We start from the raw sequence: 23,363 nt of genomic DNA, 5'->3' as shown, positions 1-23,363 counted from the left end.
ACGTTGAAGGGAACGCCGCGTGACTACGCTGACGCTCCTCGCCGCTGACGGAGAATTCCAGGCTCCCGGGCCGGAGATCTTCAATTTCCCGCCGCTTTACTCCGGAGCGCCCGTCTGGCTCACCAAGCCGGTACTGCTCGCGGTGATCGGCGCCCTGATCATCTGCGTGCTCGCCTGGACCGCTTTCGCCAAGCCGAAGCTGGTGCCGCGGGGCATCCAGAACATCGGTGAATACGGCTACACGTTCGTCCGCGACCAGTGTGCCCGCCCGTTCCTGGGCAAGGACGCCGAGCGCTGGATGCCGCTGCTCCTCTCGCTGTTCCTGCTGATCCTGCTGTGGAACTTCTTCGGTGTGATCCCGGTGCTGCAGCTCCCGGTGAACTCCCACATCGCCTACCCGATCATCTTCGCGGTGACGATCTACGTCATCAAGGTCTACCTGGGCATCAAGCACCAGGGCGGGATCGGCTACTTCAAGAACATGATGTTCCCGCCCGGCCTGCCGAAGGGCGTCTACGTCCTGATGGCGCCGCTGGAGCTGATCTCGAACCTCGTTCTCGCGCCGTTCACCCACGCGGTCCGACTGTTCGCCAACATGTTCGCCGGCCACCTCATCCTGGCCTTCTTCGCGAGCGTCGGCTTCCACTTCCTCTTCGAGCAGCTCACCCCGCTCGGTGCGCCGCTCGGCGTGGTCGGCTTCCTCATGACGACGCTGATGACCGGCTTCGAGATCTTCATCCAGTTCCTGCAGGCGTTCCTCTTCACGATGCTGGCCGCGATGTACATCGGCGGCTCGCTGCACGCGGACCACTGAACCACCCACTGACGTGACCAGACCGGTGAGTAAGAAGGCTCACCGGCCGACCAGTAAAGGAAACCGCAATGAGCGTTCTCGCTGAAGTCACCGGCAACATCGGCGCGATCGGTTACGGCCTCGCGGCGATCGGCCCCGGTATCGGCGTGGGCATCATCTTCGGCCAGGGTGTGCAGGCCATCGCCCGCCAGCCCGAGGCCTACGGCCTCATCCGTCAGAACATGCTCCTCGGCTTCGTTCTGACCGAGGCCCTCGCCCTGATCGGTCTTGTCGCGCCGTTCATCTACCCGACCTCCTGACGCGTTATCCCATCTGACGGAAGGCTGCGCCCATGACTCTGGCAGCTACAGTTCTGGCGGCGGAGGAGAACAACCCGCTTCTCCCCCACACCTACGAGCTGGTCGTCGGCGGTCTCGCGTTCCTGCTCGTCTTCCTCGTCGTCGGTAAGATCCTCACCCCGCGCATCCAGAAGACTCTGGCTGAGCGCACCGAGGCGATCGAAGGCGGGATCCAGAAGGCGGAGAACGCCCAGGCCGAGGCCCAGGCCGTACTCCAGCAGTACCGCGACCAGCTCAACGAAGCCCGCCAGGAGGCCGCGCGCCTCCGGGAAGAAGCTCGTGAGCAGGGCGCGCAGATCAAGGCCGAGCTCCGCGAGGAGGCCCAGGCCGAGGCCCGGCGCATCGTCGAGGCCGCCCACGCCCAGATCGAGGCCGACAAGGCGCAGGCGCTCGCGCAACTGCGTTCCGAGATCGGCCGCCTGTCGACCGACCTCGCCGGCCGCATCGTCGGCGAGTCGCTGGAGGACGAGGCCCGCCAGCGCCGTGTCGTCGACCGGTTCCTGGAGGAGCTTGAGGGCTCCGGCACGGCGGTCCGCTGATGCAGGGCCTGAGCAGGACCTCTCTGGTCGACGTCGAGGAGCGTTTCAACAGCGTGGCCGGGTCGGCCGACCTGGGCACGCTGGCCGATGAGCTCTTCGCGGTCGCCTCGCTTTTCGACCGGGAGCCCGGCCTGCGCCGCTCGCTCTCCGACCCGTCGCGTCCGGCCGAGCAGAAGGCGCAGACCATCCGCGCGCTGCTTGAGGGCAAGGTCTCGACGGCGGCGCTGGAGACGACGGTGGCCGCGGTCGAGGCCAAGTGGTCGCGCTCCGGTGACCTCGCCGACGCCGTGGAGCGGCTCGGCGTGATCGCCGCCGCGAGCGAGGCCGAAGGGTCCGGCCGTCTCGACGACGTCGAAGACGAGCTGTTCCGGTTCGGCCGCATCCTCGCCGCCAACCCCGACCTGCGCCGCGCGCTGGCCGACCCGGCCGCCACCGGCAAGGAGTCGCTCCTGGCCGACCTGCTCGGGGCCAAGGTCGCGCCGACCACCCTGCGTCTCGTCTCCCAGGTCGCCGCACACCCGCGCGGACGTAGCCTGGAACGAGGCCTGGAGGAGTTCGGCCGCCTCGTCGCCCTTCAGCGGCAGCGACTGGTGGCGGTCGTCACCAGCGCGGTGCTGCTGTCCGACGCGCAGAAGCAGCGGCTGGCGAACTGGCTGCGGGCCACTTACGGCCGAGACGTCCACCTGAATGTCGAGGTGGACCCGAAGGTGCTCGGTGGGTTCTCGATCAAGATCGGGGACGAGATCATCGACACCACCATCGCCGCACGTATTGAAGAAGTCCGCCGCCGGTTGGCCGGCTAGGCGAATAGGGAGACAGGAAGAGATGGCGGAGCTGACGATCCGGCCGGACGAGATCCGGGACGCGCTTGAGCGCTTCGTCCAGGCGTACGAGCCGGAAGGCGCGGCACGTGAGGAGATCGGGACCGTCGTCGACTGTGGCGACGGTATCGCCCATGTCTCCGGCCTTCCCTCGACGATGGCGAACGAGCTGCTCGAGTTCGAGGACGGCACGCGTGGCCTGGCACTGAACCTGGACGTCCGGGAGATCGGTGTCGTTATTCTGGGCGACTTCAGCAAGATCGAGGAGGGCCAGTCGGTGCGCCGCACCGGTCAGGTCCTCTCGGTGCCGGTGGGCGACGGCTTCATGGGCCGCGTTGTCGACCCGCTGGGCAACCCCCTCGACGGCAAGGGCGCGATCGAGGCCGAGGGCCGTCGTGCCCTTGAGACCCAGGCGCCGTCCGTGGTTCAGCGGCAGCCGGTGAAGCAGCCGCTGCAGACCGGCCTCAAGGCGATCGACGCCATGACGCCGATCGGCCGTGGCCAGCGCCAGCTGATCATCGGTGACCGTGGCACGGGCAAGACGGCCATCGCGGTCGACACGATCCTCAACCAGAAGGAGAACTGGCTCTCCGGCGACCCCGACAAGCAGGTCCGCTGCGTCTACGTCGCCGTCGGCCAGAAGGGTTCGACGATCGCCCAGGTGAAGGGCCGCCTCGAAGAGGCCGGCGCGATGGAGTACACCACCATCGTGGCCGCTCCGGCGTCCGACGCCGCGGGCTTCAAGTACCTCGCCCCCTACACCGGTTCGGCCATCGGCCAGCACTGGATGTACCAGGGCAAGCACGTCCTCATCATCTTCGACGACCTGACCAAGCAGGCCGACGCCTACCGCGCCGTGTCGCTGCTGCTGCGTCGTCCGCCGGGCCGTGAGGCGTTCCCCGGTGACGTCTTCTACTTGCACTCGCGTCTGCTGGAGCGCTGCGCCAAGCTCTCGGCCGACATGGGCGGCGGGTCGATGACCGGTCTGCCGATCATCGAGACCAAGGGCAACGACGTCTCGGCGTTCATCCCGACCAACGTCATCTCCATCACCGACGGCCAGTGCTTCCTGGAGACCGACCTGTTCAACGCCGGCGTCCGCCCGGCGATCAACGTCGGTGTCTCGGTCTCCCGAGTCGGTGGCTCGGCGCAGATCAAGGCGATGCGCAAGGTGGCCGGCACGCTCCGTCTGTCCCTGTCGCAGTACCGCGACCTGGAGGCGTTCGCCGCCTTCGCGTCCGACCTCGACGCGGCCTCCCGCGCCCAGCTTGAGCGCGGCGCCCGCCTCGTCGAACTGCTCAAGCAGCCGCAGTTCTCCCCGTTCCCGGCCGAGAAGCAGGTCGTCTCGGTGTGGGCGGGCACCTCCGGCGAGCTCGACGAGGTTCCTCTTGAGGACATCCGCCGCTTCGAGTCGGAGTTCCTCGACTACGTCGGCAGCACCCAGAAGGGCGTCTTCGACGGCATCCGCGAGAGCGGTGAGCTCACCGACGACACCGTCACCGTGCTGAAGGACTCGATCACCGAGTTCAAGAAGGGCTTCACCACCTCGTCCGGCGACCTGCTGGTCAAGGACGAGCCGGTGGCCCCGCTCGGCGCCGACGAGGTCGGTCAGGAGAAGATCGTCAAGCACGTCCGGAAGCCTGAGGTGAAGTAGCCGATGGGCGCCCAGCTCAGACTGCTGCGGCGGCGGATCAAGTCGGTCAAGTCCACGGCGAAGATCACCCGCGCGCAGGAGCTCATCGCCTCGTCGCGCATCGTCAAGGCGCAGCAGCGCATGCAGGCGGCCGTGCCCTACGAGCGGGAGATCACCCGCGCCGTCACCGGCGTCGTCAGCAACACCTCCTCCGTCGACCACCCGCTCACGGTGGCCAAGGAGAATCCGGCCCGCGCCGGCGTGCTGATCATCACCAGTGACAGCGGCTTCTGCGGCGGCTTCAACGCCAACCTGCTGCGCGAGGCCGAGGCCCTGCGCGGCCTGCTGGAGTCACGCGGCATCCAGGTCACGCCCTTCGTCTCCGGACGCAAGGGCGTGGGCTGGCACGCCTTCCGCCATCGCGAGATGGGCGGTCAGTGGGTGGGCTTCTCCCGTCGTCCGTCGTACAGCGACGCCAAGGAGATCGCCGACGCGCTGATCGAGTCGTTCAAGGCCGAAGGCGGGATCGACGAGATCCACATCGTCTCGACCGAGTTCGTCTCGATGCTGACGCAGAACGTGGTGGTGAACCGCATCCTGCCGCTGGAGGTCGTCGAGACGACCGAGGCGCCCAAGGACGGCCCGCTGCCCTACTTCGAGTTCGAGCCGTCGGCCGCCGCCGTGCTCGACTCGCTGCTGCCGCGCTACGTGGAGTCGCGCATCTTCTCCGCGCTGCTGCAGTCGGCCGCCTCCGAAGAGGCCAGCCGGCGCCGCGCGATGAAGTCCGCGACCGACAACGCCAACGAGCTCATCCGGGTCTTCACCCAGCAGATGAACCAGGTTCGCCAGGCGGAGATCACCCAGGAAATCAGCGAGATCGTCGGTGGCGCCAACGCGCTGGCCGACGCCGCCGCGGGGAAAGAGTGAAATGACCGCACAGACTGTTGAGACCGGCGTGGGCCGTGTCGCCCGTGTCACCGGTCCCGTCGTCGACGTGGAGTTCCCCGTCGAGGCGATGCCGGACATCTACAACGCCCTGAACGTCGACGTAACCCTTGAGGTCGAGGGCGAGTCGCAGTCCAAGACCCTGACCCTGGAGGTCGCCCAGCACCTGGGCGACAACCTGGTCCGGGCCATCTCCATGCAGCCCACCGACGGCTTGGTCCGCGGCGCGGCGGTGTCCGACTCCGGCGCGCCGATCTCGGTGCCGGTCGGCGACGTCGTCAAGGGCCACGTGTGGAACGCCCTCGGCGAGTCGCTCGACGTGCCGACGGCCTCCCTGAAGGTCAGCGAGAAGTGGGGCATCCACCGCCCGTCTCCCGCCTTCGACCAGCTTGAGTCGCGCACCGAGATGCTGCCCACCGGCATCAAGGTCATCGACCTCCTCACCCCTTACGTGAAGGGTGGGAAGATCGGCCTGTTCGGCGGCGCGGGCGTGGGCAAGACGGTTCTGATCCAGGAGATGATCCGTCGAGTCGCGCTGAAGTTCTCGGGCACCTCGTGCTTCGCGGGCGTCGGCGAGCGCACCCGTGAGGGCAACGACCTCTGGCTCGAAATGGAGGAGGCCGGCGTCCTCAAGGACACCGCCCTCGTCTTCGGCCAGATGGACGAGCCCCCGGGCACCCGTCTGCGCGTGGCGCTGTCGGCGCTGACGATGGCGGAGTACTTCCGCGACGTGCAGAAGCAGGACGTGCTGCTCTTCATCGACAACATCTTCCGCTTCACCCAGGCCGGTTCCGAGGTCTCCACGCTGCTCGGCCGTATGCCCTCCGCGGTGGGTTACCAGCCGACGCTGGCCGACGAGATGGGTGTGCTCCAGGAGCGCATCACCTCGACGCGCGGTCACTCGATCACCTCGATGCAGGCGATCTACGTGCCCGCCGACGACATCACCGACCCGGCCCCGCACAACGCGTTCGCCCACCTCGACGCTCAGACGGTGCTGTCCCGTCCGATCTCCGAGAAGGGCATCTACCCGGCGGTCGACCCGCTCGACTCCACCTCCCGCATCCTCGACCCGACCGTGGTCGGCGAGGAGCACTACGCGGTGGCCCAGGAGACCAAGCGGATCCTGCAGAAGTACAAGGAACTGCAGGACATCATCGCGATCCTGGGCATCGACGAGCTCTCCGAAGAGGACAAGGTCACCGTTCAGCGGGCCCGCCGCATCGAGCGTTTCCTGTCCCACCCGATGTACGCCGCCGAGGCGTTCACCGGTCAGCCGGGCGAGTTCGTCCCGCTGGACGAGACCATCGCCTCCTTCAAGGGCCTGTGCGCGGGTGAGTACGACCACCTGCCCGAGCAGGCGTTCTTCATGGTCGGCGGCATCGAGCAGGCCATCGCCAAGGCGAAGGAACTGACCCGCTAATCATGCGGCGCCGGCGCGGCCTTCTGGCCGCGCCGGTGTTCTTGGAGGGAAGAGATGGCAAAGCTGCAGGTGGGCGTGGTCTCACCGGAGCGTGAGATCTGGTCTGGCGAAGCCGACATGGTGATTGCCAAGACCGTCGAGGGCGAGATCGGTATTATGCCGAATCACGCGCCCGTTATCGGCGTCCTCGTCGAGGGTGGCGTGCTTCGCGTGAAGCGTGACGGCAACGCCGACCTGGTCGCGGCCGTGCACGGAGGCTTCATCTCGGTCGCCGCCAACGAAGTGTCCGTCCTCGCCGAAGCGGCCGAGCTCGGTTCCGAGGTCGACGTGGCGGCGGCCAAGGACGCTCTCCAGCGGGCCCAGGCCGCGATCGAGTCCAGCCAGGACGACGCGGACGCCCAGCTGGAGGCCAAGCGCAACGCGGCCCGCCTCCGGGCGGCCGGCGAAGAGGTCTGAGTTTCAGAAGGAGGGGCAGCGGTGGAGCTACTCATAGGGTTGGCTCTGCTCGCTGCCCTGTTCTGCGTTCGTGTCGTCGCCCTGGCCTCTCGCCGGGGGACGGTCGTCTGTTGTGTACGAACCGGCTCCCGGAAATGGCAGAGCGGAGTAGCCCGCTACGCCGGAGGAGAACTCCACTGGGTGCCTTTCGCCGGAATCCGTCTGAGGCCGCGCCACGCGATTGCGAGGCGCGGCCTCGTCGTTTCCCGCCGCCGCCCCCTTGAGACGGGCGAGGGCCCGGAGGGCTACTGGACGGTGGAGGCCGGCGCGGTGAGCCTGGCCATGAGCGAGGACGCGCTGACGGGCTTCCTGGCCTGGCTTGAGTCAGCCCCCCCGAGCGCCCACCTCGACGCCGTCTAGCGGGTGCCGCCCGGCTTCCACAGGATCTCGTTGCCGTCCGACGACACCCGGCACAGGATGAACAGCAGGTCGCTCAGCCGGTTCAGGTAGGTCGCCGTCAGCGGGTTCATGTCGTCGTGGACCTCCAAGGCCGCCCAGGTCGTGCGTTCGGCCCGCCGGACGGCCGTGCGGGCCACGTGCAGCAGCGCGGTTCCGGGGGAGCCTCCCGGCAGGATGAACGACCGCAGCGGCTTGAGCCGGGCGTTGAACTGGTCGCACTGCGATTCGAGCCACTCCACGTAGGAGGCCTCGACGCGGAGCGGGGGGAACTCGGGGTCGGGCACGACCGGTGTGCACAGGTCGGCCCCCACGTCGAACATCTCGTTCTGCACGCGCAGCAGCACCGCCCCGATCTCCTCCGGCGGGTTGCCCATGGCCAGGGCGACGCCGATGGCCGCGTTGGCCTCCTCCACGTCCGCGTAGGCGGCCAGCCTGGGGTCGGTCTTGGCGGTGCGGGACATGTCGCCGAGGGCGGTGGTGCCGTCGTCGCCGGTCTTCGTGTAGATCTTCGACAGCACGACCGGCTGGTCGTTGTGGTCACGCGTCATGCGGCCAAGCGTAGCCATGTGGCAAATGTCATCCCGATCGGCTGCGGAATCCCCGGCGGACCGCTGATTTCCACGTCTACGCGTCACGGGCGGGCAAAGCCAGGATTGGTGCCATGTTGGAGATCAGGGGTTTGCGCAAGACATTCGGGGCCGGCAAGGTCGCCCTCGACGGGGTGAGCTTCGCGGTCCCCGCCGGGCAGATGTTCGGCTTCGTGGGCGCCAACGGGGCCGGCAAGACGACGACGATGCGCATCGTCATGGGCGTCCTGCAGGCCGACGAGGGCGAGGTGATCTGGAACGGGCGTGCGCTGACGTTCGCCGAGCGGCGGACCTTCGGCTACATGCCGGAGGAGCGCGGGCTCTACCAGAAGATGCGGGTCGGGGAGCAGATCGACTACTTCGGGCGGCTGCACGGGCTCGGCGCCGGGGCGGTCGGCAAGGCGCGTGACGCGCTCATCGGGCGGCTCGGGCTGACCGAGCGGGTCAACGACACCGTCGAGTCGCTCTCGCTCGGCAACCAGCAGCGGGTGCAGCTCGCCGTGGCCCTCATCCACGACCCCGAGCTGCTCATCCTCGACGAGCCGTTCTCGGGGCTCGACCCGATCGCGGTCGACGTGCTGGCCGAGGTGCTGCACGAGCGGGCGCGCGGCGGCGTGCCGGTCATCTTCTCCAGCCACCAGCTCGAACTGGTCGAGCGGCTCTGCGACGCCGTCGGGATCGTCTCGGCCGGGCGCATGGTGGCGAGCGGGACGGTCGAGGAGCTGCGCGACGCCGAGGGGCGGCGGCTGCGGGTGGTCGTCCGCGACCCCAAGTCCGGCTGGGCCGACGGGCTGCCGGGTGAGCTGAGCAAGGACGGCGACCGCGACGTGCTGACGGTCGTCGGCGGCGACGACCAGGCCGTGCTCCGCAGGGCCGTCGAGGCGGGGCACGTCGAGTCCTTCGGCGTCGAGCGGCCCACGCTGGTCGAGATCTTCAGGGAGGCAGTGGCATGAGCGGTCTGTTGATGGTGGCCGGGCGGGAGATCCGCACCCAGGTCAGGACGCGGGCGTTCGTCATCAGCCTGCTCGTCTCGGCGTTGCTGACCGGCGGCATCGCGTTCGCGCCGAAGTGGTTCGACGGGCCCGACGAGTACAACCTCGGGCGAGTGGGCGGTCAGGAGCTGGCCATCCAGGCGCTCGCCCCCGACGCCAAGATCACGTGGAAGACCTACCCCGACGAGGGGGCCGCCACGACGGCGGTGCTCGACGGCGACGTCGACGTCGCGGTCGTCGACTCCAAGCGGGTGCTCACCAACGGCGAGATCGACGACGAGCTCGGGCTGCTTCTGCAGAGCGCCAACCGCGAGGCGCAGATCGGCGCCGCGGGCGTGACCGTGACGCCCCTGGAGATGCGGTCGGTCGGGGCCGACACCCGCTACGAGTCGGCGCGGCAGGGCATCGCGACCGTGGTGGTGCTGCTCCTGTTCTTCATGATCATGAGCTCGGTCATGGTGGTCGCCATGGGCGTCGTCGAGGAGAAGGGCAGCCGGATCGTCGAGATCCTGCTCATCTCGATCCGGCCCTGGCAACTGCTCGGCGGCAAGATCTTCGGGCTCGGCGTCGTCGGGTTCATCAACCTCACGGCGGTGGTGGCCGCCGGGCTCGTCGGGGCGTATCTGTCCGGGTTCGCCACCGACTTCCCGCCCGGCATGGCCGGCATCGTGGTGAGCGCCGTGGCCTGGTGGATCCTCGGCTACGCCTTCTTCGCCGCCCTCGCCGGGTCGCTCGCCTCGCTGGTGTCGCGGCAGGAGGAGGTCGGCAACGTGCTGCAGCCGATGATGCTGCTGTTCCTGATCTCGTACGGGGTGTCGTTCTTCGCCTCCGCCAGCCCCGACCACCCGGTGGCCGAGATCCTCTCGTTCGTGCCGCCGTTCTCCTCGATGATCATGCCGGTTCGGGTGGCCGCCTCGGAGGTGGCGGTCTGGGAGGTGCTGCTGTCGGGCGGCTTGATGGTCGTCGCGGTGGCGGCGACGCTGATGGTGGGCGGGCGTGTCTACGAGCGCGCGGTGCTGCGTACCGGCAGGCGGTTGAAGGTCTCCGAGGTTCTCCGCACGAAGTGACCACCTAAGATGGGGCAGGCGATGATGGACAAATCGATCAAAAGAGTCCGACGTGTCGTCCGCTGGACGCTCAACACGACTCTTGGGCTGGTCTGGTTCGTCATCGGGCTCGGCCTGCTCGCCGAGCAGGAGTCCGGGCCGGTCGACTGGTGGCGGCTCGGCCCCGCGCTGGCCCTCGTCGTGGTCTTCAGCGTCCTGTTCCTCCGCGTCACCCAGGCCATCCTCGATCGGCGCTACGCCCGGCGTGAGCTGGTGGCGGGCGCCGGGATCGCGGTGGCGGTGGCGGTCCTCGGCACCGGCGCCCCGACCTCGTGGTCGTTCGTCTCCTTCGCCTGGTTGTCGGTCGCCTCGATCGGGGTGCGGGCACGCACCGCCTGGATCCTGGCGCTCTCCACGCTGGCGGTGATGGCGCCGCTCAACACCTACCGGACGCTCGAGTTCACGGGCGAGACCGACCCGGCGACCCGGGCGGGCATCCTCGTCGGCTCCCTCCTCTACACCGCCCTGTTGTGCGGGACGCTGCCCTGGGCCAACCGCCTGTGGGTGTGGATCTGGCGCATCGCCGAGGAGGCCCACGAGGGCCGTGAGGCGCAGGCCCGCCTGGCGGTCGCCGAGGAGCGCCTGCGGTTCGCCCGCGACCTCCACGACCTGGTCGGGCACCAGCTCTCGGCCATCGCGGTCAAGAGCGAACTGGCCGTCCGGCTCGGCGGCGACACCCCGGCGAGCGCCGAGATGGCCGAGGTGCGCGGCCTGGCCCGCACCGCCCTGCGGGAGCTGCGCGAGGCGGTCAAGGGATACCGCCAGCTCGACCTGGCCGCCGAACTCGCCAGCGTGCGCGGGGTGCTGGAGGCGGCCGGCATCACCTGCGACCTCAAGCTGCCCTACCGCGAGGCCCCCGGCGACACCGCCCCGGTGTTCGCCTGGGTGGTCCGCGAGGCCGTCACCAACGTGCTCCGCCACAGCACGGCCACCACCTGCGAGATCACTCTGCGGCTCACGCCGGGGGAGACGATCCTTGAGGTGCGCAACAACGGCGTCCAGAAGGACGCCGTCAAGAACGGCGAGGGCAGCGGGCTGGCCGGGCTGGCCGAACGGCTCGGCGCGGTCGGCGGGAAGCTGACGGCCGAGCCCGACAGGAAGGGCGGCTTCGTCCTGCGGGCGGCCGCGCCGACGGCGAAGGAACCCGTGCTGGCGGGCCGGTCGTGATCAGAGTCCTGCTGGCCGACGATCAGCACCTCATCAGGCAGGCCATCGCCACCCTGCTCGACCTGGAGCCCGACATCACCGTCGTGGTCCAGGTCGGCCGGGGCGACCTGGTGGGGCCCGCCGTGGCCGAGCACACGCCCGACGTGCTCGTGCTCGACGTCGAGATGCCCGGCATGGACGGCCTGAGCGTCGCCGAGTCGATGCCCGGCCAGGCGATGCTGATCCTCACCAGCTTCGGCCGCCCCGGCTACCTGCGCCGCGCGCTGGCGGCGGGGGTGCGCGGCTTCGTCCCGAAGGACGCCTCCGCCGAGGAACTGGCCGCCGCCATCCGGAAGGTGCACGCCGGCGGCCGTTACCTCGATCCCGAGATGGCCGCCTCGGCCATGATGGCCGGCGAGTCGCCGCTGACCGACCGTGAACGCGACGCGCTGGCGCTGGCCGCCTCGGGGGCGTCGGTGAGTGAGATCGCCACGTCGCTGCACCTCAGCGAGGGCACCGTGCGCAACTACCTGTCCAACGCGATCGCCAAGCTGGGCGCGGTCAACCGGATCGGGGCGATCCGGACGGCTCAGGACATGGGCTGGATCTGACGGGTCGTTCCGGGCCCGTGACGGCTTTCTGTGTCATGGTGTGACTACGGAACGTGATCTCGTTTCGCCCGCTCCGGGGCGCCGGTCCCGGTGTTCACATATTTGCGGCCCCTGGCCCCCGCGCGGATCCGTCCGCGTGCGGGCCAGGGTCCGCGGACACCCGGTCAGTTCTGGAACGACCGCCGGAACACGTGGACGGCGGTGGCGACCAGCAGGTCCTTCTCCGGCCGGTCGTCCGAGAGGACCCACTCGATGAGCAGTTCCGTGAGCGCCCCTATCAAGGCCAGCGCCAGCAGGTGGAGCTCGGCGGGCAGCTCTTCCTGCAGCCCCTTGAGCGAGCTCTCGATCATGTGGGTGAACCCGGCGACCGCCTTCTGCCGCGACCCCGACAACACGTCGCCGGCCCGGCGCACCTCTAAGTGCATGATGCGGGCCCGCCGGACGTCGAGCGTCACGTAGCGCACGTACTCGGTGATCCCGGCGACGATGCGCCCCTCCAGGGTGGGCGGGGCGGTCTCGATGGCGGCCCCGACCGCGGTCAGGGTGTCGTCGACACAGCGTTCGTAGACGGCCCGCATCAGCTCCTCGCGGCCCGAGAAGCACTCGTAGAACGCCCGGTTGGAGATGTGCGCGGTCGAGCAGAGCCGCTCGATCGTCGTCGCGTGGAAGCCGGGATTGGCGAACAGGCCGTAGGCGGCGTTGATGAGCCGCTCCCGGCGGTCGGCGACCCGTTCGGCCGCCGACATCCCCCGATATTCTCGTCCCGTCACCGTTTCACCTCGCCGTCCCGGCCCCCCAGAAGCCACCATTATGGACGCAAGATCTTTTTAACGGAAGTATCGGGAAATTAGCTTCTTTTATGCAAGTTGGTTATCGGATGTCACTAAAGCAGACCCCGGTTGAGCGCGGTGGTGACGGCGGCGGTGCGGTCGGAGACCCCCAGCTTGCCGAACACCCGCAGCAGGTGGGTCTTCACGGTGGTCTCGCTGATGAACAACTCCCGCCCGATCTCGGCGTTGGTCAGCCCCCGCGCCACCAAAGACAGTACCTCGGTCTCCCGGGGTGACAGCGACTCGATTACGGGCGCCCTCATTCGCGTCACCAGCCTGGTCGCCACGCTGGGGGAGAGCACCGTCTCGCCGCGGGCGGCGGCCTTGATCGCGCCCAGCAGGTCGGCGCGCGAGGTGTCCTTCAGCAGATAACCGGCCGCGCCCGCCTCGACGGCCCGCACGATGTCCTGGTCGGTCTCGTACGTGGTCAGCACGATGACCCGGGTGGACGGCTGCCCGGCGAGGATCCGGCTGGTCGCGCCCACGCCGTCGCCGCCGGGCATGCGCAGGTCCATCAGCACGACGTCGGGCGTGAGGTCGCGGGCCCGCACCACGGCCTCGTCGCCCGAGCCGGCCTCGCCGACCACGGTGATGCCTTCGTGGCCGTCGATCATTCCGCGCAGGCCCTCGCGGACCACCGGGTGATCGTCCACGATCATGAGCCGGATCATCTGTCTCCCATCGGCAGCGTCACGTGGACCGAGGCCCCTTCTCCGGGCGCGCTCACGAGGTCGAGGCGGCCGCCCTGCTGTTCGATTCTGGCCCGCATCCCGCGCAGCCCGAACCCGCTGCCGGCCCCGGGATCGAAGCCGGCCCCGTCGTCCGCGACGGTCAAAGTGACGTCATTACGGCCATAGCCGAGCGTCACCCCGACCGAGGTGGCCCCGGCGTGCTTGCGGATGTTGGCCAGCGCCTCCTGGGCGGTCCTGATCAGCACCACCTCGCTGCTCGGCGGCAGCTTGCGCGACTCGCCCTCGACGGTGTGCGACACCGCGACGCCGATCTCCTCCGACAGCCGCAGCGAGAGCCGCCGCAGCGCGTCGTCGAGGGTGGAGCCGTCGAGCGGCGCCGGGCTGAGCGCCGCGACCAGCGCGCGGGCCTCGGCCAGGTTCTCCCGGGCCGTCTGTACGGCCAGCGCGAGGTGCCGCGCCGGATCGCGCCCGGCCTGCGCGGCCTGGATGAGCATGATGATGCTGGTGAACCCCTGGGCGATCGTGTCGTGGATCTCCCCGGCCAGCCGCTCGCGCTCGGCCAGCACGCCCTTCTCGACGGAGAGCCGCGCCACCTCGGCCTCGCTCTCCTCAAGCTGCCGGATCAGGTCGGCGCGCTCGGCGCTCTGGCGGATGATCCGGGTGATCCACGGCCCGAACACCAGCGAGAACGTGACCGCGATCAGGGTGGTCCCGCCGAACCGCACCAGGTCGGCGATCTGGAGGTCGCTCTGCCGGAGGAACCAGATCACCGGCGCCACGTTGAGCAGGACCACCGCCCCGACCGCCAGCCGCCCGCTGAGCAGCATGAACACCTGCGGGCAGAGGGCGAACAGCCCGAACGACGAGTTCGGCACGATCAGCGTCGCCGGGATGAACCCCAGGCAGAGCAGGCCCACGTAGAGCATCGCCTGGGGACTGTTCTCCCGGTCGGTGATGATCAGCTTGCGGCCCATGAGCAGGTAGGCCGCCGCGCAGCAGAGCATCAGGCCGACGGTGACGGCCCGGCCCTGGGTGGAGGAGTCCTCGTCGTACAGGACGAAGAGGAGGGCCGTCGTCCAGGCCAGGCCGAAGAGGATCTCCCAGCCCCGGAAGGACTCCCAGGCGTTGGTCTCCTCGGGGAAGGCGGCCCGCACCTCGGGCCGCCTGCCCATGAACGCCCTCAGCCTTCGCCTCGGTTGGTCCACCGGAACGTCGCCAGGCAGAGCACCAGCCCGCCCACCAGCCACAACCCCAGCACCAGCGCCACCTTCGGCAGCTCGTAGGACCCCGTCAGCTCCAGCGCCGCCCCCGCGTCGCCCAGGAACACCGAGCGCAGGCCCTGGCACATCCACTTCAGAGGGAAGATCGCCGCGACGTCGTTCAGCCATGAGGGAAGCTCCGTGAAGGGGATGTAGACACCGGAGATGAACTGGAGCAGCACGTAGGGCATGGAGACCACCGCGGCGGCGCTCTTGGCGTTGCGCGGCAGGCTGCTGACCGCGATTCCCAGGAGGGCCGCGCCGGCCAGGCCGAGCGTGAGCACCCAGACCAGTGTCGCCCACCGGCCCGGGTCGGTGGGGAGTTCGAGGTCGAACAGGAGCACCGCGACCGCCAGCAGCAGCGCCACCTCGATCACGGCGAGCACCAGCGAGCTGACCAGCTTCCCGACGAAGTAGGCCGCGCGCGGCATCGGCGTGCCCGCCAGGCGCTTCAGCGTGCCGTCGTCCCGGTCGATGGCGATGCCGATCGCGAGGTTCTGGAACGCCACGCCCATCACGCCGGCGCCGATCAGGCCGGCCGAGTAGAGCTGGGCGACCGTGATGCCGGTGCCCTCCAGGTCGCCCTCGAAGATCGAGCCGAACAGGACCAGCAGGATGATCGGGAAGGAGAAGGTGAAGATGACGGCGTCGCGCTGGCGGAAGAAGAGCTTGGTCTCCAGCGACGCGCGGGCGAATCCGATGTTCAGGGTGGCGGTCATTCTGCGTCCCCGATCAGGTCCAGGTAGATGTCTTCGAGGGAGGGCCGCACGATCTGCAGGCCGGGGATCTCGCCGTCGTACTTCTCGGCGAGGGTGCGCACCAGCGCGGTGGGGGTGTCGGTCTCGGCGTAGCCGTCGGCCCAGGTGACGCGGGCGCTTGCGGTGGCGCGTCCGCCCAGCGTGTGCGGGGTGCCCTCGGCGACGATGCGTCCCTTCGCGATGACCGCCACCCGGTCGGCGAGCGCCTCGGCCTCGTCGAGGTAGTGGGTGGTCAGCACGATCGTGGTGCCCTCGGCGGCCAGCGACCTGATGAGGTCCCAGAACTGCCGGCGGGCCTCCGGGTCGAAGCCGGTCGTGGGCTCGTCGAGGAAGACCAGTTCGGGGCGGCCGACGATGCCCAGGGCGACGTCGACCCTCCTGCGCTGGCCGCCGGAGAGCTGGCGGATGCGGGCCCCGGCCTTCTCGCTCAGCCCGACCGTGGCGATGACCTCGTCAGGGTCCTTGCTGTTCGGGTAGTAGCGGGCGAAGTGGCGGACCGTCTCACGGACGGTGAGCTCGGCGGCGTCGTTGGCGGTCTGCAGCACGATGCCGACCCTGGCCCGCCACGCGCTCGTCGCCTGGCCCGGGTCGACGCCGAGCACGGACACCTCGCCGGCGTCGCGCTTGCGGTAGCCCTCGAGGATCTCCACCGTGGTGGACTTCCCGGCGCCGTTGGGGCCGAGGATGGCGAACACCTCGCCGGTGCGTATGTCGAGGTCCAGGCCCCCGACGGCGTGGACCTCACCGTAGCGCTTGGTCAGGCCGCGAACGTGGATCGCTGTCGTCATGGGTAAAGCTTCGCCAAACCCGTCGGCCGCGGGGACCTCCGGCCGGTCGACCGGGATGTCCTCCGAACGGAGGACATCTAGGGTGGCGGGCGTGAAGACGTCGGAGACATGGCCGCTCGTGCACGCCGAACGGGCCGCCCTGGCCGGTCACCTCGCCGCGCTGGACGACGCCCAATGGGCGACCCCCTCCCTGTGCGCCGGCCTGACCGTACGGGAGGTGCTCGCCCACCTCACCGCCGGGGCGAGCCTCGGCCCCCTCCGCTGGATGGCGGGGGTGCTCCGCAAGCGGTTCGACTTCGACGCGATGGTCTCCTACCGGCTGGCGCAGCAGCTCGGGGCCTCGCCGCAGGAGACCCTCGACCGGTTCCGCCGCGTGGTGACCAGCACGGTCAAGGCGCCGATCCCGGTGGAGGCGGTGCTGGGGGAGGCGATCGTGCACGGCGCGGACATCCGGCGCCCGCTGGGCATCGGCCACGACAGCCCGATGGCGACGCTGACCCTGGTGGCCGGCTACTACGCGGGCAGCGACATGGTCGTCGAGGCCAGAGGCCGCATCAGCGGCCTGCGGCTGCGGGCGACCGACGGCGAGTTCGCCATCGGCTCAGGCCCGCTCGTCACCGGGCCGACCCTGGCGCTGATCATGGCGATGACCGGGCGTGCGGCCTTCCTCGACGACCTCGACGGGCCCGGCGTCGCGACGCTCCGCGAACGGTCGGCCTGACGCCCGTCAGAAGAGCGTCGGGTTCTCGGGCTCGATGCCGCGCAGGCCGTCGTAGTCGAGGGTCACGCAGTCGATGCCCCGGTCCATGGCCAGCACCTTGGCCTGGGGCTTGATCTCCTGGGCGGCGAAGACGCCGCGTACCGGCGCGAGCAGGGGGTCGCGGTTGAGCAGTTCGAGGTAGCGGGTGAGCTGCTCGACGCCGTCGATCTCGCCCCGGCGCTTGATCTCGACGGCGACCGTCGCGCCGCTCTGGTCGCGGCAGAGGATGTCGACCGGGCCGATCGCGGTCATGTATTCACGCCGGACCAGTGTGTAGCCCGCGCCCAGGGTGGTGATGTGCTCGGCCAGGAGCTCCTGGAGGTGGGCCTCCACTCCGTCTTTCTGCAGGCCGGGGTCGACGCCGAGCTCGTGCTTGGAGTCGTGCATGATCTCGTCCATCGTGAGGATCAGCTTCTCGCCGGTCTTGTTGTGGGTGACCGTCCAGGTGGCCTCGTCCTCCCGGATCTTGCAAGGAGGGTTCATCCAGTTCAGGGGCTTGAAGGCGCGGTCGTCGCAGTGGATCGACACGCTGCCGTCGGCCTTGATGAGGATGAGCCTGGGCGCCATCGGCAGGTGTGCCGTCAACCGTCCCACGTAATCCACGCTGCATCGCGCGATGACCAGCCGCATGCCCGAACCTTACCGGCGAAAGCGGCTCTGGGAGACTCGGAGCCGGAGGTGGTCTCGTGGAGACGGTTGGGGTTGCCGGGCTCGGCACGATGGGGGCGGGCATCGCCGAGGTCTTCGCCCGCGCGGGGCTCGCGGTCGTCGGCGTGGAGACCGACGAGGCGGCGCTGAGGCGCGGGCGTGCTCACCTGGAGAACTCGACCGGCAGGGCGGTCTCACGCGGCAGGCTCTCGCCCGAGGAGCAGCAGGCGATCCTCGGCCGGGTGACCCTGGCGACCGACCGCGCGGCCTTCGCGGAGGCCGACCTGGTCGTCGAGGCCGTGCCCGAGCTCATGGAGCTCAAGCTGCCCCTGTTCGCCGACCTCGACCGGGTCTGCAAGCCGTCGGCGATCCTCGCCACCAACACCTCGTCGCTGCCGGTCACCGAGATTGCGCTCGCGACGGACCGGCCGTCGCGTGTGGTGGGCATGCACTTCTTCAACCCGGCGCCGGTCATGCAGCTCGTCGAGGTCGTCGGCACGGCCCGCAGCACCGTCACCGGCGAGGTCGCCGACCTCGCCCGCAGGGTCGGCAAACGCCCGGTGGTCGTCGGCGACAGGCCCGGTTTCGTGGTCAACCGGCTGCTCCTCGGCTACCTCAACCACGCCTGCCTGCTGCTCGACCAGGGGGTGGCCTCCAAGGAGGCGATCGACACCGCGATGGTCGTCCAGGCGGGGTTGCCGATGGGCCCGTTCGCACTGCTCGATCTGATCGGGCTCGACACCGCTTACGAGATCTGCGGCGTGCTGCACCGCGACAGCGGCGACCCCCGGCACGAACCGTCACGGACGCTGAGGAACCTCGTCGAGCGAGGACGCCTCGGCCGGAAGACGGGCGGCGGCTTCTACGACGGGAAGCCGGGAACGGAGGAGGGGTTCGACGCCATGGTGCTGCTGCGGCCCTACCTGGTCGACGCCATCGAGATGTTCCGCAGTGGTTATGCCTCCCAGGACGACATCGACGAGGCCATGAAGCTGGGCTGCGGATATCGGTCGGGGCCGTTCGAGACCGTCGCCGCGCTCCGGACGCGCTCGCTCGACGATTTCCCCGAGCTGGAAGAATAGGACGTATGAGCCCCCGCCGTGCCCGCCGCGCCGACGAGTCCCCCAAAGGGCCGATCCGCCCCGCCGGGGTCGACCGCGTCGAAGAGGCGGCCGACGGCGACTGGGTGGTCCGCACGGTCACCGGCGGTTCCGCCGACCGGCCCTACCGGTGCCCGGGATGCGACCAGTCGATCCGTCCGGGCGTCCCCCACATCGTGAGCTGGCCCCACTGGGCCGGTGGCGAGGAGGAGCGCCGCCACTGGCACACCGCCTGCTGGCGCAACCGCCTCAACCGCGGCCCCGGCCGCACCCGCTACTGAAGAGGAGACGACGACAGTGGAGATCCGGGCGTCGACGGTGCTGCCGGCCCGCCGCACCGACATCGAGTTGCAGACCGCCGACGAACTGACCCTGGTCGGTGAGCTGGCGCTGCCCGAGACCGCGCCACCGGTCGCCACGCTGATCTGTCTCCACCCGCTGCCGACCCACGGCGGCATGATGGACAGCCACGTGCTGCGCAAGGCGTCGTTCCGGCTGCCCGCCCTGGCCGACGTCGCGGTGCTGCGGTTCAACACCCGGGGCACCTCCTCCGAGCGCGGCGCCTCCCAGGGCGCGTTCGAAGACGGCGTCGGGGAGCGGCTCGACGTCGCCGCCGCGCTGGAGTTCGCCGAGTTCAACGACCTGCCCCGGCCGTGGCTGCTCGGCTGGTCGTTCGGCACCGAACTCGCGCTGCGGTGGGGCCGCGACCCGCTGGTCGAGGGCGCGATCCTGCTGTCGCCGCCGCTCAAGCGGGCCACCGACGCCGACCTCGACGCCTGGGCCGAGTTCGGCCGGCCGCTGGTCGCCCTGGTGCCCGAGTTCGACGACTACCTGCGCCCCGCCGAGGCGGCCGACCGCTTCAAGCGGGTGCCGCAGGCCGAGGTCGTCGGCGTCGACGGCGCCAAGCACCTGTGGGTGGGGGAGCCGTACGTCCGGATCGTCCTGAACCACATCGTCGAGAGGCTGAACCCGGCGGCGGCGCCCCTCGCCACCGAAGTACCGTGACGACGTGAGGTTGAATACCCGGACGGCCGGCACCGGCCTCCCCCTCGTGCTGCTGCACGCCTTCCCGCTGTCGTCGGCGATGTGGCTGGCCCAACGCGGCGGCCTCGCCGCCGGGTGCCACGTCGTCACGCCCGACCTGCGCGGCTTCGGCGGCTCACCGCTCGGCGACGACGAACCGTCGGTCGACGCCATGGCCGACGACGTGGCCGAGCTCCTCGACACCCTCGGCCTGGACCAGGCCGTGGTCGGCGGCCTGTCCATGGGCGGCTACGTGACGATGGCCCTGGCCCGGCGTCACCCCGGGCGGTTGTCGGGGGTGATCCTGGCCAACACCAAGGCCTCACCCGACACGCCCGAGGCCGCCGCCAACCGCGAGACGGTCGCCCAGCGGCTCCTCGACGGCGGCGACCTCCTCGACACGGTGCCCAACCTGCTCGGCCCGACGTCGCTGGAGCGCCGCGGCATGGTCGTCGGCCGCGTGCGCGGCCTGGTCGGCTCGGCCCCCGCACGGGCGGCGGCCTGGGCCCAGCGCGCGATGGCCGCCCGCCCCGACTCCTTCGACACCCTGCGCGGCCTGAACGTGCCGGCCCTGGTCATCGCGGGCGACGAAGACAAGATCACCCCCACCGGCGACGCCGAGGCCATGGCGAAGGCCCTCCCCGACGCCCGCCTGGTCGTGATCGGCCGCGCCGGCCACCTGTCGGCCATCGAGACCCCGGAGACCTTCAACCGCGCGGTGGCGGGCTTCCTGGCCGAGTTGTCGTGAAGCTCGGCTCCTTCCTCGCCGGAGTGGCCGTCGGCGGTCTGTGCGTCGGCGCGACGGCGGTCCTGCGGCCGTTCCAGGTTCAGGAGGTCATGGCGACCTACGTCATCGACGGCCGCGACCAACGGCGCCTGGCGGGAATCGCCGACCACGTCTTCCGCGGCCGGGTGGTCGCCAAGCAGGGCCAGACCATGGACGACATCCCGGTGACGTTGTGGACGGTCGAGGTGCTCGGCGACTACAAGGGCGACCTTCCGGCCACGGTCACCGTCGGTCAGATGGGCGGTTACGAACCCGTCTCCAACACCCTGAGACTCGCCGAGGACGACGCCCTGCTCACCATCGGACAGGAGTACGTCCTCGCCGTGAAACGCGCCGACGGCCACTACCTGATCGCCACGCCCCACGGCGACGTCGCGGTCGAGCCCGGCACCACCGTCGACGCCCACTGGAAGAGGATGGTCGCCGAGCAGATCCCCTTCACCGTGCCAGGACCATGACGTCGGCGAGCATCGTGTCGGGGGCCGGGCGGCAGGTGCCCGTCACTTTCCAGCCCCAGTGTTCGTATATGTCGTGGGCGGCCGCCTCGGGCAGCGACAACAAGGTCGCATAAGGCTCCGTGCGTCCTTCGAGCAGTTCGGCGAGGAGGCGTCGGCCGATTCCCCGGCCGCGATATTCCGTGCGCAGATTCAGTTCGATCACCGCGAATTTGTCGGCCGCGACGACTTCGGGCGGGCCGGGTGTCGTGTCGCCGCCCCACCAGCGGCCGGCCGGCATGGTGAAACCGAACGCGAATCCCGCGAGCGTTTCTCCGTCTTCGACCGCGACGAGCGTGAATCCGGGCCGGTCGAGCTGGTCTCCGGTTCGTTCGCGATAGCGGTCGGGGTGGTAAAGGGGGCCCGAGTTGTACGGGGGTTCGGCCCTGATGAGGGTGTAGACGGCGGTGTAGTCGTCGTCGATGACGACGGCCGCGTCGGGGCCGGTCAGGTGGGTGAAGATGACGTTCACGAGATGCCTCCGCGTAAGCCGGCGATCCGGTCGCGGAAGGAGTGCAGTGCCTCGTGTCCGGCCGGCGCCTGATCCGCGACCATAGTGGCCAGTTGCCCCACATAGTGGGAATATCCGGCAGATTGGGCGGCGGTCATCGCCTGCTCCGCGTACGCCAGCCCGGCCACGACCTCGCCGTCGTGCACGGCCGACATGGCTTCGTGCAGCCGGATCTGGGCGACCGGTCTGATCGCGCCCGGAGGGTAGGCCGCGACGGCCTCCGCCTGGGCGGCGGCGGCGCCGGGATGCCCGGCCAGGGTGTAGACGAGGGAGCGGCTGTGCAGCAGGCGGGTGACCGGCCAGCCCTCGGCCGAGGCGGCGTCGCCGGTCACGCCGGCGGGCAGCCGGTCGAAGACCCGGGCCTGCTCGTCGAGGTCGGCGTAGGCCGAGGTGAGGTCGCCCAGCAGCACCTTCGCGTGTGCCCGTGCGCCCAGGGCGCGGGCCCGCGCCACCGACGGCCGGTCTCCGGCGAGGGCCTCTCCGGCGCGCGAGAGCACCAGGGTGAGGGGCCTCTTCTCGTAGAGGGCCTGGATGGCCTCCTGCGCCACGACGGACGCCCGCATGTCGTCGCCGGCCGCGACGGCGGCGCGGCGGGCGGCGGCCCACCAGTGCCGCGACTCGTGCTCCCGGCCGGCCGAGCCGAGCGCGTAGGCCAGCAGGTAGAGCAGCCGGGTGCGCACCCGGGCCCAGGCGGGCGCGTCGCCCTTGACGTGGGTGAGCGCGGTCTCCAGCGCCAGGACGTCGGCCGACAGACGCCCTATTCCGTCGGTGGCCGGGTGGGCGCCGACGCCGTGGGCGTGTTCCCACGCCACCTCTTCCCAGAACCCCAGGTCGGGGCCGCCCAGACGGCGTTCGACCAGCATCCGGATGCGTTCCAGCCCGTCGGTCGCCGGAAGGGCCCCGGACGCGCCCCCCAGCACGATTCCGATCAGGCCGAGCGCCTCTCGTCGTTCCGTCGGACCCACCTCCATGTCGTGCAGCCTGATAAGTTCACCGCCGGCTCCCAATGCGGCATCCAATGCCGACACCACTGCCGAACTCGGGATGTTCTTCCCGAATTCGAGCGCGGAAATGTAACTGGGAGAACAGTTGGCCCGGCGGGCGAGGCCACGAATGGAGAGGCCACCTCTCAGGCGGCGAAGCGCCTCCCCGAATGACTCCATAGTGCGCACGGCTCCCTGCCCTCAGGGGGGAACGCTGTCCTGTCCTTGACCGGACACGACTGGACAGCCGGTGAATGGACGCTGACTCCGAGTGTAGAGATGCTTACGCTCAGGAATATGGCAAGCGGCGGAATGTAATTCTCGAGGTAAATGTCGTAATACGAGGCTTACGATCGGGCGGGTGGTATGCGCACATGGCACTCGAAGTCGCGACGCGATACGAACTGTTCCCCGCGCATCCGAGGTCGGCCGCCCTGGCCCGCGACCGTGTCGGCGCCCTGCTCGCCCGATGGGGCCTCGGCGATCTGGCGGGCGCGGCCGAACTGGTCACGGCGGAACTGATCTCCAACGCGGTGAAGGTGAGCGCGCCCGACGGCCAGGTCGGCCTGAGCGTCTACCGGTCCGGCGGCGCGGTCGTCGTGGAGGTCTGGGACGCCGAGCGCCTGCCGCCGCGGCTGCTCGACCCGGGCCCCGACGACATCGGCGGCCGGGGCCTCATGCTGGTCGGGGTGCTGACCCGGCAATGGGGCTATCGCCGGCCCGTCACGGGCGGCAAGGTCGTCTACGCGGTGGTCGACGCGCCGATGTGAAATTGTCCGGCGAGAAAGTGATGAGGCCTCATGTCCGCCGCCAAAAAGAACGGCCGGCGCCTCCCTCAACGCCGGCCGAACCTGTCTTCCTCCCTCTAGGACCGGCGCGAC

29 protein-coding genes and 1 pseudogene are annotated in these 23,363 nt (G+C 69.9%); 20 read left to right on the top strand and 10 right to left on the bottom strand.

Features of this window, described 5'->3' with window-relative positions; translation table 11 throughout:
• The first annotated feature begins 19 nt into the window (after positions 1–19).
• From atpB to AW273_RS01025, 9 genes are all read left to right on the top strand, one after another.
• Positions 20–814 (top strand): F0F1 ATP synthase subunit A, encoded by a 795-nt coding sequence (gene atpB, locus AW273_RS01065; protein ID WP_062344272.1) that lies wholly within the window; start codon positions 20–22, stop codon positions 812–814.
• A gap of 68 nt (positions 815–882) precedes the next feature.
• The gene (gene atpE, locus AW273_RS01060) at positions 883–1,113 is read left to right on the top strand and encodes an ATP synthase F0 subunit C (RefSeq protein ID WP_062344271.1); all 231 of its coding nucleotides are present in this window, start codon (positions 883–885) and stop codon (positions 1,111–1,113) included.
• Positions 1,114–1,145: 32 nt separating this feature from the next.
• Complete coding sequence (locus AW273_RS01055) at positions 1,146–1,691, top strand: F0F1 ATP synthase subunit B (RefSeq protein ID WP_062344270.1); 546 nt, start codon at positions 1,146–1,148, stop codon at positions 1,689–1,691.
• A complete protein-coding gene (locus tag AW273_RS01050; RefSeq protein WP_062344269.1) occupies positions 1,691–2,494 on the top strand; it encodes a F0F1 ATP synthase subunit delta in 804 nt (267 codons plus the stop codon). Before AW273_RS01055 ends, AW273_RS01050 begins: the two co-directional genes overlap by 1 nt.
• Positions 2,495–2,516: 22 nt before the next feature.
• Positions 2,517–4,166: a F0F1 ATP synthase subunit alpha gene (atpA, locus tag AW273_RS01045; protein WP_062344268.1), complete on the top strand. Its 1,650-nt coding sequence runs from the start codon at positions 2,517–2,519 to the stop codon at positions 4,164–4,166.
• A 3-nt stretch (positions 4,167–4,169) separates the two neighbouring features.
• Positions 4,170–5,072: a F0F1 ATP synthase subunit gamma gene (locus AW273_RS01040; RefSeq protein WP_062344266.1), complete on the top strand. Its 903-nt coding sequence runs from the start codon at positions 4,170–4,172 to the stop codon at positions 5,070–5,072.
• 1 nt (position 5,073) lies between these two features.
• Positions 5,074–6,513 (top strand): F0F1 ATP synthase subunit beta, encoded by a 1,440-nt coding sequence (atpD, locus tag AW273_RS01035; protein ID WP_062344258.1) that lies wholly within the window; start codon positions 5,074–5,076, stop codon positions 6,511–6,513.
• Between the two features lie 54 nt (positions 6,514–6,567).
• Positions 6,568–6,969 carry a F0F1 ATP synthase subunit epsilon gene (locus AW273_RS01030; protein WP_030450992.1) on the top strand — a complete coding sequence of 134 codons (402 nt, stop codon included), beginning with the start codon at positions 6,568–6,570 and terminating at the stop codon, positions 6,967–6,969.
• 21 nt (positions 6,970–6,990) lie between these two features.
• A complete protein-coding gene (locus tag AW273_RS01025) occupies positions 6,991–7,368 on the top strand; it encodes a DUF2550 domain-containing protein (protein WP_062344257.1) in 378 nt (125 codons plus the stop codon).
• Here AW273_RS01025 and AW273_RS01020 read toward each other — a convergent pair.
• A complete protein-coding gene (locus AW273_RS01020; protein WP_062344255.1) occupies positions 7,365–7,955 on the bottom strand; it encodes a cob(I)yrinic acid a,c-diamide adenosyltransferase in 591 nt (196 codons plus the stop codon). The genes AW273_RS01025 and AW273_RS01020 overlap by 4 nt on opposite strands.
• Positions 7,956–8,068: 113 nt before the next feature.
• Between AW273_RS01020 and AW273_RS01015 the strand changes: the two genes are divergently transcribed.
• Genes AW273_RS01015 through AW273_RS01000 form a run of 4 tightly spaced genes read left to right on the top strand, consistent with a single transcriptional unit; the run spans position 8,069 to position 11,849 of the window.
• Positions 8,069–8,947, top strand: coding sequence for an ABC transporter ATP-binding protein (locus tag AW273_RS01015; RefSeq protein ID WP_062344253.1), 879 nt, complete (start codon positions 8,069–8,071; stop codon positions 8,945–8,947).
• Positions 8,944–10,053: an ABC transporter permease gene (locus AW273_RS01010; RefSeq protein WP_062344251.1), complete on the top strand. Its 1,110-nt coding sequence runs from the start codon at positions 8,944–8,946 to the stop codon at positions 10,051–10,053. The genes AW273_RS01015 and AW273_RS01010 overlap by 4 nt, the downstream gene beginning before the upstream one ends.
• Positions 10,054–10,074: 21 nt before the next feature.
• Entirely contained in the window at positions 10,075–11,259 is a 1,185-nt protein-coding gene (locus AW273_RS01005) for a sensor histidine kinase (RefSeq protein WP_198167954.1), read from the top strand.
• Entirely contained in the window at positions 11,256–11,849 is a 594-nt protein-coding gene (locus tag AW273_RS01000) for a response regulator transcription factor (protein WP_062344247.1), read from the top strand. The genes AW273_RS01005 and AW273_RS01000 overlap by 4 nt, the downstream gene beginning before the upstream one ends.
• Positions 11,850–12,013: 164 nt before the next feature.
• On the opposite strand, the gene AW273_RS00995 is transcribed toward AW273_RS01000, so the two are convergent.
• The 5 genes from AW273_RS00995 to AW273_RS00975 form a co-directional block, all read right to left on the bottom strand.
• On the bottom strand, positions 12,014–12,619 hold the full coding sequence (locus AW273_RS00995) for a TetR/AcrR family transcriptional regulator (RefSeq protein WP_232327004.1): 606 nt from the start codon (positions 12,617–12,619) through the stop codon (positions 12,014–12,016).
• Positions 12,620–12,732: 113 nt separating this feature from the next.
• A complete protein-coding gene (locus AW273_RS00990) occupies positions 12,733–13,350 on the bottom strand; it encodes a response regulator (RefSeq protein WP_062344243.1) in 618 nt (205 codons plus the stop codon).
• Positions 13,347–14,543 (bottom strand): sensor histidine kinase, encoded by a 1,197-nt coding sequence (locus AW273_RS00985; protein WP_062344241.1) that lies wholly within the window; start codon positions 14,541–14,543, stop codon positions 13,347–13,349. Before AW273_RS00985 ends, AW273_RS00990 begins: the two co-directional genes overlap by 4 nt.
• An 8-nt stretch (positions 14,544–14,551) precedes the next feature.
• Positions 14,552–15,349 (bottom strand): ABC transporter permease, encoded by a 798-nt coding sequence (locus AW273_RS00980; protein WP_062344239.1) that lies wholly within the window; start codon positions 15,347–15,349, stop codon positions 14,552–14,554.
• Positions 15,346–16,176, bottom strand: coding sequence for an ABC transporter ATP-binding protein (locus AW273_RS00975; RefSeq protein WP_198167953.1), 831 nt, complete (start codon positions 16,174–16,176; stop codon positions 15,346–15,348). Before AW273_RS00975 ends, AW273_RS00980 begins: the two co-directional genes overlap by 4 nt.
• A 55-nt stretch (positions 16,177–16,231) precedes the next feature.
• Between AW273_RS00975 and AW273_RS00970 the strand changes: the two genes are divergently transcribed.
• Positions 16,232–16,897 carry a maleylpyruvate isomerase family mycothiol-dependent enzyme gene (locus AW273_RS00970; RefSeq protein WP_062344237.1) on the top strand — a complete coding sequence of 222 codons (666 nt, stop codon included), beginning with the start codon at positions 16,232–16,234 and terminating at the stop codon, positions 16,895–16,897.
• Positions 16,898–16,903: 6 nt separating this feature from the next.
• On the opposite strand, the gene nucS is transcribed toward AW273_RS00970, so the two are convergent.
• On the bottom strand, positions 16,904–17,566 hold the full coding sequence (nucS, locus tag AW273_RS00965) for an endonuclease NucS (protein WP_062344235.1): 663 nt from the start codon (positions 17,564–17,566) through the stop codon (positions 16,904–16,906).
• 56 nt (positions 17,567–17,622) lie between these two features.
• On the opposite strand from nucS, the gene AW273_RS00960 reads away from it, so the two are divergent.
• Genes AW273_RS00960 through AW273_RS00940 form a run of 5 tightly spaced genes read left to right on the top strand, consistent with a single transcriptional unit; the run spans position 17,623 to position 20,952 of the window.
• Positions 17,623–18,666, top strand: coding sequence for a 3-hydroxyacyl-CoA dehydrogenase (locus tag AW273_RS00960; RefSeq protein ID WP_062344233.1), 1,044 nt, complete (start codon positions 17,623–17,625; stop codon positions 18,664–18,666).
• Between the two features lie 5 nt (positions 18,667–18,671).
• Positions 18,672–18,965, top strand: coding sequence for an Rv1322 family protein (locus tag AW273_RS00955; RefSeq protein ID WP_062344231.1), 294 nt, complete (start codon positions 18,672–18,674; stop codon positions 18,963–18,965).
• 16 nt (positions 18,966–18,981) lie between these two features.
• Positions 18,982–19,689 carry an alpha/beta hydrolase gene (locus AW273_RS00950; RefSeq protein ID WP_062344229.1) on the top strand — a complete coding sequence of 236 codons (708 nt, stop codon included), beginning with the start codon at positions 18,982–18,984 and terminating at the stop codon, positions 19,687–19,689.
• 4 nt (positions 19,690–19,693) lie between these two features.
• On the top strand, positions 19,694–20,455 hold the full coding sequence (locus tag AW273_RS00945; RefSeq protein ID WP_062344227.1) for an alpha/beta fold hydrolase: 762 nt from the start codon (positions 19,694–19,696) through the stop codon (positions 20,453–20,455).
• Entirely contained in the window at positions 20,452–20,952 is a 501-nt protein-coding gene (locus AW273_RS00940; protein WP_062344224.1) for a hypothetical protein, read from the top strand. The genes AW273_RS00945 and AW273_RS00940 overlap by 4 nt, the downstream gene beginning before the upstream one ends.
• Here the strand turns inward: AW273_RS00940 and AW273_RS37725 are convergent.
• The 3 genes and pseudogenes from AW273_RS37725 to AW273_RS39255 form a co-directional block, all read right to left on the bottom strand.
• Positions 20,933–21,460 carry a GNAT family N-acetyltransferase gene (locus AW273_RS37725; RefSeq protein WP_062344222.1) on the bottom strand — a complete coding sequence of 176 codons (528 nt, stop codon included), beginning with the start codon at positions 21,458–21,460 and terminating at the stop codon, positions 20,933–20,935. The genes AW273_RS00940 and AW273_RS37725 overlap by 20 nt on opposite strands.
• Complete coding sequence (locus AW273_RS00930) at positions 21,457–22,470, bottom strand: hypothetical protein (protein WP_062344220.1); 1,014 nt, start codon at positions 22,468–22,470, stop codon at positions 21,457–21,459. Before AW273_RS00930 ends, AW273_RS37725 begins: the two co-directional genes overlap by 4 nt.
• A gap of 21 nt (positions 22,471–22,491) precedes the next feature.
• Positions 22,492–22,662, bottom strand: a pseudogene (locus tag AW273_RS39255) (helix-turn-helix domain-containing protein); the annotation flags it as partial.
• A 194-nt stretch (positions 22,663–22,856) separates the two neighbouring features.
• On the opposite strand from AW273_RS39255, the gene AW273_RS00925 reads away from it, so the two are divergent.
• The gene (locus tag AW273_RS00925) at positions 22,857–23,252 is read left to right on the top strand and encodes an ATP-binding protein (RefSeq protein WP_062344218.1); all 396 of its coding nucleotides are present in this window, start codon (positions 22,857–22,859) and stop codon (positions 23,250–23,252) included.
• The last annotated feature ends 111 nt before the right edge of the window (positions 23,253–23,363 follow it).

The sequence above is a fragment of the Herbidospora yilanensis genome, assembly GCF_001570565.1.
Taxonomy (GTDB): domain Bacteria; phylum Actinomycetota; class Actinomycetes; order Streptosporangiales; family Streptosporangiaceae; genus Herbidospora; species Herbidospora yilanensis.
This window is presented reverse-complemented; position numbering and strand designations above follow the sequence as displayed.